Origin of the sequence: Yimella sp. RIT 621 (assembly GCF_004146205.1) — a bacterium.
Taxonomy (GTDB): Bacteria; Actinomycetota; Actinomycetes; order Actinomycetales; family Dermatophilaceae; genus Yimella; species Yimella lutea.
In genome coordinates, this window is the sequence record NZ_SEIP01000017.1 from 37,465 (window position 1) to 51,649 (window position 14,185).

16 protein-coding genes are annotated in these 14,185 nt (G+C 67.1%); 11 read left to right on the forward strand and 5 right to left on the reverse strand.

Annotation, left to right across the window (positions count from 1 at the left end; genetic code table 11):
* Positions 1-129: 129 nt before the first annotated feature.
* From EU513_RS14185 to EU513_RS14210, 6 genes are read left to right on the forward strand one after another with little or no spacing between them, the layout of a single operon-like run.
* The gene (locus EU513_RS14185; protein ID WP_129627068.1) at positions 130-1,083 is read left to right on the forward strand and encodes a cyclase family protein; all 954 of its coding nucleotides are present in this window, start codon (positions 130-132) and stop codon (positions 1,081-1,083) included.
* A 28-nt stretch (positions 1,084-1,111) separates the two neighbouring features.
* On the forward strand, positions 1,112-2,797 hold the full coding sequence (locus tag EU513_RS14190) for a long-chain fatty acid--CoA ligase (RefSeq protein WP_129627071.1): 1,686 nt from the start codon (positions 1,112-1,114) through the stop codon (positions 2,795-2,797).
* Positions 2,798-2,806: 9 nt separating this feature from the next.
* Complete coding sequence (locus tag EU513_RS14195; protein ID WP_129627074.1) at positions 2,807-3,283, forward strand: hypothetical protein; 477 nt, start codon at positions 2,807-2,809, stop codon at positions 3,281-3,283.
* 30 nt (positions 3,284-3,313) lie between these two features.
* On the forward strand, positions 3,314-4,627 hold the full coding sequence (locus tag EU513_RS14200) for a magnesium transporter MgtE N-terminal domain-containing protein (protein WP_129627077.1): 1,314 nt from the start codon (positions 3,314-3,316) through the stop codon (positions 4,625-4,627).
* Positions 4,624-5,256, forward strand: coding sequence for a DUF1003 domain-containing protein (locus EU513_RS14205; protein WP_129627080.1), 633 nt, complete (start codon positions 4,624-4,626; stop codon positions 5,254-5,256). Before EU513_RS14200 ends, EU513_RS14205 begins: the two co-directional genes overlap by 4 nt.
* A 28-nt stretch (positions 5,257-5,284) precedes the next feature.
* A complete protein-coding gene (locus EU513_RS14210) occupies positions 5,285-6,421 on the forward strand; it encodes an Mrp/NBP35 family ATP-binding protein (protein ID WP_129627083.1) in 1,137 nt (378 codons plus the stop codon).
* Between the two features lie 10 nt (positions 6,422-6,431).
* On the opposite strand, the gene EU513_RS14215 is transcribed toward EU513_RS14210, so the two are convergent.
* From EU513_RS14215 to sigE, 4 genes are all read right to left on the reverse strand, one after another.
* Entirely contained in the window at positions 6,432-6,806 is a 375-nt protein-coding gene (locus tag EU513_RS14215) for a preprotein translocase subunit TatA (RefSeq protein ID WP_129627087.1), read from the reverse strand.
* A 79-nt stretch (positions 6,807-6,885) separates the two neighbouring features.
* A complete protein-coding gene (locus tag EU513_RS14220; RefSeq protein WP_168990295.1) occupies positions 6,886-7,914 on the reverse strand; it encodes a S1C family serine protease in 1,029 nt (342 codons plus the stop codon).
* Positions 7,915-8,205: 291 nt separating this feature from the next.
* Positions 8,206-8,706: an anti-sigma factor gene (locus EU513_RS14225; protein ID WP_129627093.1), complete on the reverse strand. Its 501-nt coding sequence runs from the start codon at positions 8,704-8,706 to the stop codon at positions 8,206-8,208.
* Positions 8,703-9,356, reverse strand: coding sequence for an RNA polymerase sigma factor SigE (gene sigE, locus EU513_RS14230; protein ID WP_129627120.1), 654 nt, complete (start codon positions 9,354-9,356; stop codon positions 8,703-8,705). Before sigE ends, EU513_RS14225 begins: the two co-directional genes overlap by 4 nt.
* Positions 9,357-9,574: 218 nt before the next feature.
* Here sigE and EU513_RS14235 point away from each other — a divergent pair, with 218 nt between their 5' ends.
* Positions 9,575-10,207 (forward strand): O-methyltransferase, encoded by a 633-nt coding sequence (locus EU513_RS14235; RefSeq protein ID WP_129627096.1) that lies wholly within the window; start codon positions 9,575-9,577, stop codon positions 10,205-10,207.
* 71 nt (positions 10,208-10,278) lie between these two features.
* Here the strand turns inward: EU513_RS14235 and EU513_RS14240 are convergent, their stop codons facing one another.
* Positions 10,279-10,446 (reverse strand): DUF3117 domain-containing protein, encoded by a 168-nt coding sequence (locus EU513_RS14240; RefSeq protein ID WP_115923734.1) that lies wholly within the window; start codon positions 10,444-10,446, stop codon positions 10,279-10,281.
* A 234-nt stretch (positions 10,447-10,680) separates the two neighbouring features.
* On the opposite strand from EU513_RS14240, the gene EU513_RS14245 reads away from it, so the two are divergent.
* Genes EU513_RS14245 through EU513_RS14260 form a run of 4 tightly spaced genes read left to right on the forward strand, consistent with a single transcriptional unit; the run spans position 10,681 to position 14,091 of the window.
* Positions 10,681-11,466: a PaaX family transcriptional regulator C-terminal domain-containing protein gene (locus EU513_RS14245; RefSeq protein WP_129627099.1), complete on the forward strand. Its 786-nt coding sequence runs from the start codon at positions 10,681-10,683 to the stop codon at positions 11,464-11,466.
* Positions 11,467-11,504: 38 nt separating this feature from the next.
* Positions 11,505-12,296 (forward strand): enoyl-CoA hydratase-related protein, encoded by a 792-nt coding sequence (locus EU513_RS14250; RefSeq protein ID WP_129627102.1) that lies wholly within the window; start codon positions 11,505-11,507, stop codon positions 12,294-12,296.
* A gap of 25 nt (positions 12,297-12,321) precedes the next feature.
* On the forward strand, positions 12,322-12,768 hold the full coding sequence (locus tag EU513_RS14255; RefSeq protein ID WP_129627105.1) for an NfeD family protein: 447 nt from the start codon (positions 12,322-12,324) through the stop codon (positions 12,766-12,768).
* Positions 12,769-14,091 (forward strand): SPFH domain-containing protein, encoded by a 1,323-nt coding sequence (locus tag EU513_RS14260; protein ID WP_129627108.1) that lies wholly within the window; start codon positions 12,769-12,771, stop codon positions 14,089-14,091.
* The last annotated feature ends 94 nt before the right edge of the window (positions 14,092-14,185 follow it).

Genomic DNA, 14,185 nt, shown 5'->3' on the forward strand with positions numbered 1-14,185 from the left:
CGACCGTCTACCTGGTGAGAATCTGGCTGGATCCCTGTTGACATCCGGTCGTCGGCTTGTGACGCTGACCACACACGTCAAATACGACCGAGCGGGCGTTCGGCCCGCTTCTCACTGCGGAGGTGCCACATGTCAGACGCCATCAGCCTCGACGAACTGCTCAAGGACTCCCCCTCGAACTGGGGCAAATGGGGCCCGGACGACGAGGTCGGTTCGCTGAACTACCTCACCGATCAAGAGGTGTTGCGTGGCATCAAGTCGGTCACCAAGGGCGAGGTGCACACCCTCCAGCGCTTGATCAACGACCCGAAGGGCGACCCGGTGTGGCCAGGCCGCGCCCCTGCGGAGCGCACGATGCTGCTGGACGAGGCCACCTGGGACAGCGACGACGCACCCCAGTTCCCCGGCGGCCTGCACTACGCCGACGACAAGATCAACGCCTTCCTGCAGGGCTCCACGCAGTACGACGCCCTCGGCCACGTCTGGTACGGCGGCAAGCTGTGGAACGGCTACGACGCCCGCACCACTGTCGGCGGCATGGACAAGGCCAGCGTCGAGCCGATCGCGCAGCGCGGTGTCGTCGGACGCGGCATCCTGCTCGACATGGCGCGGTTCGTCGGCAAGGACGCGATGGACAAGGGTGAGACCTTCACCCACGAAGACCTCGTCAAGTGCGCCGAGGCCCAGGGCACGACGATCGAGAAGCACGACATCATCGTGATCCGCACCAACTTCATCCAGCGCTTCTTCGACGAGGGTGAGAAGTTCTACGAGGGCTTCAACGAGCCCGGCCTGGTCTACAGCCCCGAACTCGTCGAGTGGTTCCAGGACATGGAGATCCCCAACCTGGTCACCGACACGATCGCCAACGAGGTCACCTACGACCCGAACAACGGCGTCGCCCTCGTGCTGCACAACGCGCTCATGCGCAACCTCGGCGTCACGCTCACCGAGATCTGCGACCTGGAGACGCTCGCGGAGTCCAGCGCGCAGGACAAGCAGTACACCTTCCTGTACGCCGCCGCTCCCCTGAAGGTGCACCGCGCCACCGGTTCGCCGGTCAACCCGCTCGCGATCAAGTAACAGCGAGCACGAGAGGACCTGACGCAGAATGAGCAACGCCGAGCACCCCTGGCTGGCGCGGTACGAGGACGGTCAGCCGCACAGCATCACCGCCGACCGACCTGACATGTTGTCGCTGTGGCGTGAAGCCGTGGAAGCCGCACCGGACGACACCGCCGTCCTGTGGTTCGACCGCGCATTGTCCTGGAAGGAGATCGACGAGCGATCCGACACGCTCGCAGTCTTCCTGCAGGAGAGCGGTTTTGCCGAGGGTGACCGGCTTGCTCTCTACCTGCAGAATCATCCCGCTTTCCTCATCGGGTTGGTCGCCGCGTGGAAGGCCGGTGGCTGCGGCGTCGCGATCAACCCGATGAGCAAGGCTCGCGAACTCACCTACCTGCTGGGTGACTCCGGTGCCGTGGCGGTGCTGTGCCACGACGAGCTGTACGACCAGGTCGTCGCGGGCGTGGTCGAAAGTGGGCAGACGTCCGTCCGCACCGTGGTCAGCGTCAACCCGCTCGATGAACAGAGCCGCGACGACGAGCGCCTGTTCGCCGACGTCCGCCGGGGCGACGCCCCCGAGGGCACGACCGCGCTGTCGCGAATCATCGAGGAGTACGCCGGGCGCGAGCCGAGGACGCGCACTCCTTCCCCGGACGACATCGCGGTGCTGACGTACACCTCCGGCACCACCGGTGTACCGAAGGGTGCGATGAACACCCACGCCAACATGGCGTTCAACTCCTCCACCTATCTGCGGTGGATGAAGCTCACCAGCGAGGATCGCGTGCTCGGCATCGCACCGCTGTTCCACATCACCGGGCTCGTCGGGCACGTGGGGGCGGCGATCGCGGCTCGTTGTCCACTGGTGCTGGCCTACCGCTTCGAGCCGAACGTCGTGCTCGACGCCTTGCGTGAACACCGCCCGACGTTCACCATCGGATCCATCACGGTCTTCATCGCGCTGTCCTCGACACCCGGCGTCAGCAAGGACGACTTCTCCTCATTCCGGCTGATCTACTCCGGTGGCGCACCGATCGCGCCGGCGGTGACCGACCGGTTCGAGAAGCTGTCCGGTCACTACATCCACAACGCCTACGGTCTGACCGAGACGAACTCGCCGACGCACTGCGTGCCGGCTGGATCAAGGGCTCCGGTCGATGAGGATTCAGGTGCACTGTCAGTGGGAGTCCCGGTGTACGACACCGTTGTTCGCATTGTCGGCGAGAACGGCGAGGAGCTTGCGCCGGGTGAGGTCGGCGAGATCTGCAGCAGTGGTCCACAGGTCATCCCGGGCTACTGGAACAAGCCGGAGGCGACCGCGGAGTCCCTGCCGGGCGGCGAACTGCGCACCGGTGACGTCGGATTCATGGACACGGACGGCTGGTTCTACATCGTCGATCGCAAGAAGGACATGATCAACGCGTCCGGCTACAAGGTCTGGCCGCGCGAGGTCGAGGACGTCCTCTACACCCACCCGGACGTCCGGGAGGTCGCGGTCGTCGGCGTGCCCGACGAGTACCGCGGTGAGTCGGTGAAGGCGTACGTGTCGCTCAATGACGGCTCGTCGACCACCCCCGAGGAACTGGTGCAGTTCTGCAAGGAACGCATGGCCGCCTACAAGTACCCGCGACACGTCGATCTGATGGACGAACTGCCCAAGACCACCACGGGCAAGATCCTGCGCCGGCAATTACGCGACGACGCGAAGACGGGTTCGGCTGCGAGTCAGTAGTCTGCGCCCATGAGCGAGGTTGGTGCGGTGCTCCCCCGGTCGGCAATCAGCTGGCTGGTCGTAGAGGGTCGACCGTGGCCGGTGTGGCACGCCGTCGACGGCAGTCGGTTGTACGTCGTGAGCGGCCCCGACGAGCAGCAACTGCCCGTGCTGCCTGCGCAGATCGAGGTCATCCTGCGTACCAAGGACACCCGCGCCCGGGTCGGCCCGGTGCCTGCGAGCGCGTTCCGGCTGCGTCCGGGCGTGCCGGCCTGGGAGCCCGCGATCACCGCTCTGATGGGCGCGCGCCAAGGCGCTCCGGGTCAACAGGTGCTGGACCGGTGGAAGGCCTCCTGTGCGGTCTGGGCGATCGACGTCGATGTCGACGCCCCGGTCCCGCAACCCGGCGCGACCGAGCCTTCCGGTGCCCGTCCGCCGGAGCAGACGCCCGCCACGACCGACCGTTGGCGGCCACGACACTTCGGACGGCTACGCCGCAGACACTGAATCTCCTTCGGGGACATAGGCTGACCTGTTGTGAGCACCCGGATCTTCGTGTCGAGAATCGCCGGGCTGACCGTGCTCGACCCCCTGGGCGACCGCGTCGGCCTGGTTCGCGACGTCGTGGTGAGTTTCACCGGTCGCAATCCCCGCGCCATCGGCCTGGTCATCGAGGTGCCGGGCAAGAAGCGCGTGTTCCTGCCGATGACCCGCGTGACCAGCATCGACCCCGCAGCCCTGATCAGCACGGGTCTGGTCAACATGCGCCGGTTCGAGCAGCGCGCCACCGAGACGCTCGTGCTCGCGGAGATGTTCGAGCGCCGGGTCACCGTGAATGACCCGGACGGCAGCTTCGAGGCGGTCGTCGAGGACATCGCGATCGCGCGCAATGCGCGCCGCGACTGGATCCTGACCAAGGTGTTCGTCCGGCAGAGCGGCCAGGCGCAGTCGTCCACCAGCCGGGCCGTGTCCCGGTTGATCCGCCGGCGTCCCGGCACGACCTCGCTGGTCGACCTCGATCAGGTGCAGGGCCTGCGCCGTCAGTCCGGGGCGCAGAGTGCCGAGCGCCTGCTGGAGACCTACGAGGACCTGCGCGTGGCCGATCTCGCCGAGGTCATCCACGACCTCAACCCCAAGCGCCGGGCCGAGGTCGCTGCTGCGCTCGACGACAGCCGACTGGCCGACATCCTTGAAGAGCTGCCCGAGGAGGATCAGATCGAGATCATCGGCGGCCTCGAACGAGGACGGGCCGCCGACGTCCTGGAGGCCATGGAACCGGACGACGCGGCCGACCTGCTCGCCGACCTACCGCCGGAGCAGGCCGAACACCTGCTGCAGTTGATGGCCCCGGACGACGCCGCCCCGCTGCGCCGGTTGATGACCTACGAGGAGAACACCGCCGGCGGCATGATGACGTCCGAGCCGGTGATCCTGGGCCCGGACGCCACGATCGCCGAGGCGTTGGCGATGATCCGCCGCGAGGAACTGGCGCCGACGCTCGCCTCAGCAGTCTTCGTCTGCCGCCCACCGCTTGAGACACCGACCGGACGCTTTATCGGCCTGGTGCACGCCCAGCGACTGTTGCGGGAACCGCCGAACACGTCCGTCGGGATGGCGGTCGACCAGACGGTCGAGGCGATCCCGGTGGATGCCAACCTCGAGGAAGTGACGCGCACGCTGGCCACCTACGACCTTGTCGTGTTGCCCGTGGTCGATGAGAACGGGTACCTGTTGGGCGCGGTCAGCGTCGACGACGTGCTCGACCACATCCTCCCGGACGACTGGCGCGAAGGTCGGCACGACGTCCGCAGCGCTTCCTCCGTCAACCGTTCGGGAGGTGGTCTGCGATGAGCGAACGTGCCGAGCGCCCGGACAAGAAGATCGACCGCAAGCAGACCGTGCGGCGCGAGACGTCGAGTTCACGCCTGGACCAGCCGCGCGAACTGCGGCGACGGTTCTTGCCACGGCCCGGCGTCGATGCCGAACGGTTCGGGGTGCTGTCCGAGCGGTTTGCGCGGTTCATGGGAACGCCGGCGTTCCTGCTCTACATGACGGTGTTCGTCGCCCTCTGGCTGGCCTGGAACACCTTCATGCCGGAGGCGGCGCAGTTCGACCCGCGTGCATTGAACTACACCCTGCTGACGCTGATCCTGTCGTTGCAGGCGTCGTACGCCGCTCCGCTGATCCTGCTCGCGCAGAACCGACAGGACGACCGTGACCGCGTCGCTCTGGAACAGGACCGTGGACGCGATGAGCGCAACCTAGCCGACACGGAGTTCCTCACCCGCGAAGTCGCATCGCTGCGACTTGCGTTGCGCGACACCGCAACTCGCGACTTCGTCCGAAGCGAGCTGCGCAACCTGCTGGAGGAGATGGAGGAGCGCGGGATTCTCGGCCAGCCCACGGAGTCCGAGCAGAAGCCGCGCAAGAAGAAGGACAAACCGCAGCGGAGTGAGTCAGGCACGGCCGCATTGGGGTGATCGCGCTCAGGCGCCTACCATGGAGAGCATGTCTGTCGCCCCCACACTCGATGCCGTCCGCGCTGCACTCGCGACCGTCGAGGACCCCGAGATCCGAAAGCCCATCACCGACCTCGGCATGGTGGAGAGCGTCGACATCTCCGACTCCGGCCACGTCAGCGTCACGATCCTGCTGACGATCTCCGGCTGCCCGCTGAAGAGCAAGCTCACCTCCGACACCACCGCTGCCGTGCAGCGGGTCGAGGGCGTCACCGGCGTCGAGGTGCGTCTCGGCGTGATGAACGACGAGCAGCGCGCAAACCTCAAGGCGTCGCTGCGCGGCGGAGTTGCGGAGAAGGAGATCCTGTTCGCCAAGCCCGGTTCACTCACCCGGGTGTATGCGGTCGCGTCCGGAAAGGGTGGTGTCGGCAAGTCGTCGGTCACCACCAACCTCGCTGCTGCGATGGCCCAGAACGGCCTTCGGGTCGGCGTGGTCGACGCCGACATCTACGGCTTCTCGGTGCCGCGCATGCTGGGCGTCGACCAGAAGCCGACGCAGGTCGACGACATGATCCTGCCGCCGATCGCCAACGACGTGAAGGTCATCTCGATCGGGATGTTCGTCCCCGGCAACCAGCCGGTCGTCTGGCGCGGCCCCATGTTGCACCGGGCGTTGCAGCAGTTCCTCGGCGACGTGTTCTGGGGCGACCTGGACGTGCTGCTGCTGGACCTTCCGCCCGGCACCGGTGACATCGCCATCTCCGTCGCGCAGCTGATCCCGACCGCGGAGATCCTGGTTGTGACCACCCCGCAGCAGGCAGCCGCCGAGGTCGCCGAGCGCGCCGGTTCCATCGCGCTGCAGACCAAGCAGCGCATCGCCGGTGTCATCGAGAACATGTCCTGGCTCGAACTGCCCGACGGCACCCGCCAGGAGATCTTCGGATCCGGCGGTGGCCGGGCCGTCGCAGACTCACTGTCGCGCTCGGTCGGCGCGTCCGTCGAACTGCTCGGTCAGATCCCGCTCGACACCGCGTTGCGTGAGGGTGCCGACACCGGCGCCCCGGTCGTCCTCTCCCGTCCTGGCTCCCCCGCCGCAGTCGCGCTGCGCGCGATCGCCAAGGGCCTCGGGACGCGTGCGCGCGGGCTGGCCGGACGTTCGTTGGGCCTCACCCCGAGCGTCCGCTGACGCTCGGCACTCAGGTCGCGTCGACGTCGTACGGCGTGGGTCGGTCGGGGTCATAGCGCGTGGGTTCCCAGGTGGACCCCATGTCGTCCATCACCGGGTCGTGCTCACCGGGAACCTCGCCAGCATCGTCGTCCTCGTCGAACAGCGCCTGCCGGACGATCTTGCGAGGGTCGTACTGACGCGGGTCGTACTGCCGCCAGTTGATGTCGGCGTACTCGGGGCCGATCTCGTCCTTGAGCTGCGACTTCGCGCCTTCGGCATACTCGCGTGCCTGCTTAACCCAGCCGCGCAACTTCGCCACGTATTCGGGTAGTCGCTCGGGGCCGATCAGAAAAGCGGCCAGGCAGACGAGAAGGACGAACTCCCAGGTGTCGATACCGAACACTGGTGTTCTCTCCTTCCCTCGTGCACAGGCCGAAGCACAGCCTACGACGTCCGGCGCACCGCAGGCGCCGGGTGGCGATTCAGCTGCCGGCTCCCGTGCGCATCGTCACCGACTTCTGCTCCTCGCCGGTCTTGAATCCCACCGTGATGGTGTCGCCGATCTCCTTGGAACGCAACGTCACCAGGAAGGTCTTTGGGTCCTTGGTGGCCACACCGTCGATCGAGGTGATCACATCGCCCTCCTTGACACCGGCCTTCGCAGCCGGCCCGTCGGGGTTGATCTTCGAGACCTTCACACCGTCGCCGGAATAGCCGGGGTCGAAGTCGAGACCGATGACCGGGTACTCGGCCTTGCCCGTACGAATGAGTTGGTCGGACGTGCGCCGCACCTGGTCCGCCGGGATCGCGAAACCCAGACCGATGCTTCCTCCGCTGCGCGAGGAGTAGATCGCGGAGTTCACGCCGATGACCTTTCCCCGCAGATCCAACAGCGGGCCACCGGAGTTTCCCTGATTGATCGCCGCGTCGGTCTGGATCGCGTTCATGTAGGAACGGGAGTTGGACTCACTGCTGGCACCTCCGGACGAATCGTCGTCGCCGGTGACCACGGGCCGATTCAGCGCACTCACGATGCCGGTGGTGACCGACCCGGTGAGGCCGAGCGGAGCACCCACCGCGATCACCGACTGACCGACCTTCAGGTCGTCGGACTCGCCGAGTTCCAGCGCCGGAAGATCCTTGCGCTCCACTTTCAGGACCGCGAGGTCGTACGTCGGGGAGACCCCGACGATCCGCGCGTCCGCTTCCGACTGGTCGGAGAACAGGACCTTGAGGCCGGCACCGTCACCACCCGCGGACGCGACGTGGTTGTTGGTGACGATGTAACCGTCCGAGCGCAGCACGAAGCCGGATCCGCTGCCCCGCGGCACCCCCGACGAACTGCTGATCCTGATTGTGACGACGCTCGGCAGAGCCTTGTTCGCGATGGCTTCGACATTGCCGGCGGCTACGTCTGCGGATGATGAATCCTGTCGACCGGCAAGTTCACTGCCGACATACCCGCCGACGCCGCCGCACAACAGAGCAAGCAGCGCGGCGCTCGCGATCAACAGACCGGCCCGCCTGGGACGACGTGGCGCGGGTGCCTGCGGACCATCACCTGGACCAATAGCAGGACCGAGCACCGGCGGCGCCGGAAAAGGGCCGGGGGCGCTGCCTGTCGGGTTCCCTGCGCCGGAGGTGGGCGTGGCCGGCCCGTGCGGGTGCGGGGCATCGCCCGGGCGCGGGACGGGAAGGGGTCTGGATCGCGGGTCCTGCGACATGGTGTCCATTCTCGATCGTGACCCGGTCGTGCACCGACGCGGGGGGAGAGGCCGGTCGGGACCCGCTCGCCGCGGGGACTACGGACGCGGCGAGCCGGGAGCGTTCTGCTCGAAACCGATCACCCGCGCCATCGGCGCCTGCCCCGTGGCTGGCTGACTGCGCATCACCGGCATGCGAGCGGGCGTGCCGCTCTGCACCGGAGCATGAATGGCGACGACGGCCGCGCTGATGCAACCGACGACGGCCAGCGCCGCGATACCGATCGGCTTGCGCGCGGAGACGTACTGAGCGGGCGCGTGGCAGGGAATCGTCGCCGGCGACTTCGACGAGGATCGTCGGGCCGGCATCGGCTGGGTCGGCAGATCACCCAGACTGAGCAGTCCGGCCATGAAGTCGGAGTCGCCGCGAGGCGCGTTGGCCGGAACCCCGCGCATCCGACCGATGAGATCCCGCTCGGCAGCCACCTTCGACCGACAGCACTGGCACGCGACCAGGTGCCGCTCAAGGACGGTTGCCGTCTTGGCGTCGAGGACTGCGTCGACGTAATCGACGAGCACGTCGTGCTCGGGACAGATCATCCGCCGACCTCCACGGGCCGCCCCAGACCGAGACAGGTACGAGCCGGAACGACCGGTTCGACCGGGCGAACCGCGGGGTCGCGGTGCGCCAGGGCGGCACGCAGTTGGGCGCGGCCGCGGTGAATGCGGGATCGGACGGTGCCCAGCTTGACGTCCAGCGTCGCGGCGACTTCTTCGTAGGACAGACCCTCGATGTCGCAGAGCACGACCGCGGCGCGGAAGTCGGGCGACAGTGCATCGAGCGCACGCTGGATGTCGTCGTCGAAGTGTGCGTCGGCGTACAACTGCTCCGGGCTGCCGGTGCGGCTGACCAGCCGGGCGGCGGCGTCGTCGGACAAGGCGTCGAACCGGATGCGCTGCTTGCGGCGCATCTTGTCCAGGAAGACGTTGGTGGTGATGCGGTGCAGCCAGCCCTCGAAGGTGCCGGGACGGTATGAGCCCAGGGAGCGGAACACCCGGACGAAGACATCGTGCGTGAGGTCTTCGGCGTCGTGGACATTGCCCGTCAGGCGGTAGGCCAACCGGTAGACCCGCGTGGAGTGCTCGGCGACGATCTCCTCCCAGGTCGGCGGCTGCCAGCCTGCCGGGGCCTGGTCGGGCACCACTGTCTTGGTTCGCTTCAACGTCGTCCTATCGGGCGTCGCGGTCATGTCGTTGTCCCCCAGTTCATCCAGTCGTTGCGCGGCTCCAGCCTCACCCACCCGGCTGTGTGTCAGCTGTGTGACCGCGGTACAGCTGCTGTCGATCCCACCGACTGGACGCCCGTGAGCGTCATTCGGTTCAACGATCGGTCTCGCCTGTTTGTTTCCCCTGGTCGATTCCGCATCCATTTTCGCACTGTCGGGCGCGCCAAGTAGATTTGTCAGCCATGACATCCATGCGACCCGGTACCTGGACCTACGCCGAGGAGTTCACGGTCGAACCGGAGCACATCGAGCGCGCGCGATCCCGTGGCGACGAGCTCGGATGCGTCCCCGTCGGCACCGGCACGGGAGCGGCCCTGCGCATGCTTGCCGCGTCCTGCCAGGCCCGGTCTGTCGTCGAGATCGGCACCGGTGCCGGCGTGAGCGGCCTGTGGCTGCTGACCGGCATGCCGTCCGACGGCATCCTGACCACCATCGACATCTCCAGCGAGCATCAGCACGCCGCCAAGCAGGCGTTCGCCGAGGCGGGCTACCCACCACAACGCACCCGCACGATCGTCGGCAGTGCGCTGTCGGTCCTGCCCCGGCTCACCGACGGTGGCTACGACCTGGTGCTCGTCGACGGCGAGAAGACCGAGTACCCCCAGTACGTCGAGCAAGCGCTGCGCCTGTTGCATCCAGGCGGGGTGCTCGCGATCGACAACATGCTCTGGCACGACCAGGTCGCCGACCCGACCGCTCGCGACGAGGTCACCCGTACGCTGCGCGACCTCGGCAAGCAGTTGCGCGACGACTCAGATCTCGCGACCACGATGCTGCCCGTCGGCGACGGACTGCTGGTCGCGATCAAGCGCTGACCGTCCGGAACAGCACGAAAGTCCCGTGGATCAGTTGATCCACGGGACTTTCCGTCATCTGTACCGGGTGATCAGCCGATGCAACCCTTGATGGCGTCGCCCAGCGCCTGCGCCTCTTCGGCGTTCATCTCGACCACGAGTCGGCCACCGCCTTCCAGCGGCATGCGCAGCAGGATGCTCCGGCCTTCCTTGGTGACTTCGAGCGGGCCGTCGCCAGTCCTCGGCTTCATCGCCGCCATGGGTGCTTCCCCTTCCGCCGTGTGGCTTTCGTGACGGGCGCGTCGGCATCCACACAGTTCGTTTTTGTCTTGCCGATGACTCGGTGACGCACCCTTTACGCCGACCATTATCCCCCAGTGCGGGCGCAGGGAGGAAATTCGGTGGTCAACGAATTGCAACGATCCCCCGACCGGCCCCGGTCTGTCGCAACGGCGCCCATCCCACGCCTCGACAGACCGTGGCAGCATGTGGCCATGCTCGCCAGGTCCGCCGTCTTCGACATCTACGGCGACCACCTGCTGTCGAGCACGAAGTGGGCCCCCGTCGCGGCACTCGTGCAGCTCACCGGCGTCATCGACATCGCCCCGGCGGCGACCCGCACCGCGATCTCGCGCATGGCCCGCGAAGGCTGGCTCACCGCCCAGACCCGGGACGGCGCGCGCGGCTACGCGATGACCCCACGGGCCGCGCAGCGCCTGGCCACCGCCGGACAACGGATCTACGCCGACCACACGCCCGAGTGGGACGGTCGGTGGCACATCGTCGTCGTCGAACACAGCGGCGACAGGTCGGCTCGAGCCCGCGTCCGGGCCTCGATGGAGTACCTGGGCTACGCCAGGCTGGCCGTCGACACCTGGATCGCTCCCCGTGCGAGCGACGACCTCGCAGGCACCCTCGGGCCCGGCTATCGCGAGTTCCACTCAGAGTTGTCCGGTGACCCGCGGCAGTTCGCGTCGTCGATGTGGGACCTGGAGCAGATCGCCGACGCGCACCGACAGTACGACCGCTGGCTGACCGAACTGGTGCAGGGTTTCCCCGACGATGCGAGCGACGAAGAGCGTTATCTGACAAGGACGCTCGCAGTTCACGAGTGGCGCAAGTTCCTGTTCCGTGACCCCGGTCTGCCACCCGAGGTTCTACCCGACGCATGGCCGGGCACCGTTGCGTCCGAGCGCTTCCGCGACGTGGCCGCCCGGCTGCGGCCGGGAGCGTCGGCGTACGTTGAGTCCTGTATCCGCACCGCACTCGGCCGGGCCTGAAAGCCCGTCCGTGGCCTGACCAACCAAGGAGAACGTCCATGACCGAGGCCCCTGTCGTCGTGGAGCGGGACGGCGGTGTCGCGACCGTTCGGATCAACCGCCCGAACGAGATGTGCGCGCTGGACATCCCGACCAAGGATTTGCTGCTGTCGTCGTTGCAGGCGGCTGCTGAGGACCAGAGCGTGCGAGTCGTCGTGCTCACCGGCACCGGCCGCGCCTTCTGTGTCGGCCAGGACCTCAAAGAACACCTGGGGCTGCTCAAGCTCGGTTCGGACGCACTCGACACCACCGTGGAGGAGCACTACAACCCGATCGTCGAGTTGCTGTCAACCATGAACAAACCGGTGATCGCCGCGGTCAACGGTGTTGCTGCCGGCGCAGGCGCTGCCTTCGCCTTCGCCGCCGACCTACGCGTGCTGCGCGCGAGCGCTGGTTTCAATCTGGCGTTCACCGGTATCGCTCTATCCTGCGACTCCGGGTCCTCGTGGACGCTGCAGCGTCTGGTCGGTATCGCCAAAGCGAAGGAGCTGCTGTTCTTCCCGCGCACCGTCAAGGCCGACGAGGCTCTCGAACTCGGGTTGGCGACCACGGTCGTCCCCGACGATGAATTCGATTCCGCCGTCGCCGAATTGGCTCAGCGGTTAGCATCCGGACCAACGATCGCGTACGGATCCGTCCGGCGCGCGGTCGGATTCGCGGCAACTCATGAGCTGTCCGAATCGTTGGCCAAGGAAGCCGAGTTGATGAAACTCACCGGGGGCACGGCCGATCACCGATCGGCCGTGGACGCGTTCATCGCGAAGAAGCCACCGGTGTTCGAGGGACGCTGAGCACGAAGTCGAGGAAGTAGGGCACATGGACTGGACGACACTCTTCTGGATCGTCGCCGGACTCGCCCTGATCGGGCTCGAGGTCCTCGGCGGCGAGTTCGTCCTGCTCATGCTCGGCGGTGGCGCTCTCGCAGCAGCCGGCACCTCCGCGGCCGGCGCCGACACCTGGGTCAGTGCCGTGGTGTTCGCAGTCGTCTCGATCTCCCTGCTGCTGCTGGTCCGTCCGCCCCTCAAGCGACACTTCCTGTCCGGACCGATGCACGCGATGAACACCGACGCCCTGCTCGGCGCACGCGCAGAAGTGGTCGAACAGGTCACCGAGGACGGCGGCCTGGTGCGGATCGGCGGCGACATCTGGACAGCTCGTCCGGCTCGACCGGACATGACCTTCGAACCCGGCGAGAAGCTCGTCGTGGATCGGATCGACGGTGCTGTTGCCGTCGTTGACAGCGACAATTTCGGGGAGAACTGAATGGAACCATTACTCATCATCGCGGCGATCATCGCCATCCTGGCGGTCATCATCGTGGTCAAGTCGGTGGCCGTGGTGCCGCAGGCGGAAGCAGCCGTCGTTGAGCGACTCGGCCGATACACCAAGACGGTGTCGGGGCAGCTGCTGTTCCTCATGCCGTTCGTCGACCGGATCCGCGCTAAGGTCGACCTGCGCGAACGGGTGGTGAGCTTCCCCCCGCAGCCGGTGATCACCGAGGACAACCTGACGGTCAACATCGACACGGTCGTCTACTTCCAGGTGACCGACCCCCGCTCTGCGGTCTACGAGATCAACAACTACATCGTCGGCGTGGAGCAGTTGGCCACCACCACTTTGCGTAATGTCGTCGGTGGCATGACGCTGGAGGAGACGCTCACCTCCCGTGAGGTCATCAACACCCAGCTGCGTGGCGTCCTGGACGAGGCCACGTCCCGCTGGGGTCTGCGCGTCGCCCGTGTCGAGTTGAAGTCCATCTTCCCGCCGCCCTCCATCCAGGAATCGATGGAGAAGCAGATGAAGGCGGATCGCGAGAAGCGTGCAACCATCCTGGCCGCCGAGGGTCACCGCGAGTCGGCGATCAAGTCGGCCGAGGGTGACAAGCAGAGCCAGATCCTCGCCGCAGAAGGTGCCAAGCAGGCCTCCATCCTCGCCGCCGAGGGTGACCGTCAGTCGCGCATCCTGCGCGCCCAGGGTGACCGTGCCGCGCTGTACCTGCGGGCCCAGGGTGAGGCCAAGTCCATCGAGAAGACGTTCGCCGCGATCCGTGCGGCCAAGCCGACGCCCGAACTGCTGGCGTACGAGTACCTGCGACAGATCCCGGAGATGGCCAAGGGCGAGGCGAGCAAGGTGTGGGTCGTGCCGAGCGACTTCGGTTCGGCGTTGCAGGGCTTCGCGAAGTCCTTCGGACAGCAGAGCGACGACGGCACCTTCCGCTACGAGATGCCGTCCTACGAGGACGTCCCCAAGGTGGACGAGGACGAGGTCGAGGAATGGTTTGACCTCAGCCGCGACCCGGCTGTCGCCAAGGCCGTCGCCGAGGCCGAAGCCGTCGCCCGTCAGTCCGTCGCCGGCGACATCATGGAGGAGGACGCCAAGCGTCGCTCAGAGCGCCGTGCCGACCGTCAGGCAGCCAAGGACCAGGCGGCCGCGGAGAACCAGCAGCCCGCCGCGCAGAATCCACGGGCGATCACCGGCGGTGACGGTGGCTCGACCCAGGCTCACCCGACGCTGCCGCCGCAGCAGACTCCCGACGGCTTCGGTCAAGGCGTCCAGTTGCCCAAGCACCCGGGGCAGCACGACTGACCCATCCGCTTCACCGAACAGCCCCGCCGGTCACCGGCGGGGCTGTTCGTCTCGGACGTTCCTCATCCGGTCTCGATCGCGGCACTCCGCTAAC

Coding starts and splice junctions, on each gene's coding strand:
- EU513_RS14235 (WP_129627096.1), top strand. CDS start 9,575: ATGACATCCATGCGACCCGGTACCTGGACCTACGCCGAGGAGTTCACG.
- EU513_RS14260 (WP_129627108.1), top strand. CDS start 12,769: ATGGAACCATTACTCATCATCGCGGCGATCATCGCCATCCTGGCGGTC.
- EU513_RS14240 (WP_115923734.1), bottom strand. CDS start 10,446: ATGGCGGCGATGAAGCCGAGGACTGGCGACGGCCCGCTCGAAGTCACC.
- EU513_RS14245 (WP_129627099.1), top strand. CDS start 10,681: ATGCTCGCCAGGTCCGCCGTCTTCGACATCTACGGCGACCACCTGCTG.
- EU513_RS14190 (WP_129627071.1), top strand. CDS start 1,112: ATGAGCAACGCCGAGCACCCCTGGCTGGCGCGGTACGAGGACGGTCAG.
- EU513_RS14250 (WP_129627102.1), top strand. CDS start 11,505: ATGACCGAGGCCCCTGTCGTCGTGGAGCGGGACGGCGGTGTCGCGACC.
- EU513_RS14205 (WP_129627080.1), top strand. CDS start 4,624: ATGAGCGAACGTGCCGAGCGCCCGGACAAGAAGATCGACCGCAAGCAG.
- EU513_RS14195 (WP_129627074.1), top strand. CDS start 2,807: ATGAGCGAGGTTGGTGCGGTGCTCCCCCGGTCGGCAATCAGCTGGCTG.
- sigE (WP_129627120.1), bottom strand. CDS start 9,356: ATGACCGCGACGCCCGATAGGACGACGTTGAAGCGAACCAAGACAGTG.
- EU513_RS14255 (WP_129627105.1), top strand. CDS start 12,322: ATGGACTGGACGACACTCTTCTGGATCGTCGCCGGACTCGCCCTGATC.
- EU513_RS14210 (WP_129627083.1), top strand. CDS start 5,285: ATGTCTGTCGCCCCCACACTCGATGCCGTCCGCGCTGCACTCGCGACC.
- EU513_RS14225 (WP_129627093.1), bottom strand. CDS start 8,706: ATGATCTGTCCCGAGCACGACGTGCTCGTCGATTACGTCGACGCAGTC.
- EU513_RS14185 (WP_129627068.1), top strand. CDS start 130: ATGTCAGACGCCATCAGCCTCGACGAACTGCTCAAGGACTCCCCCTCG.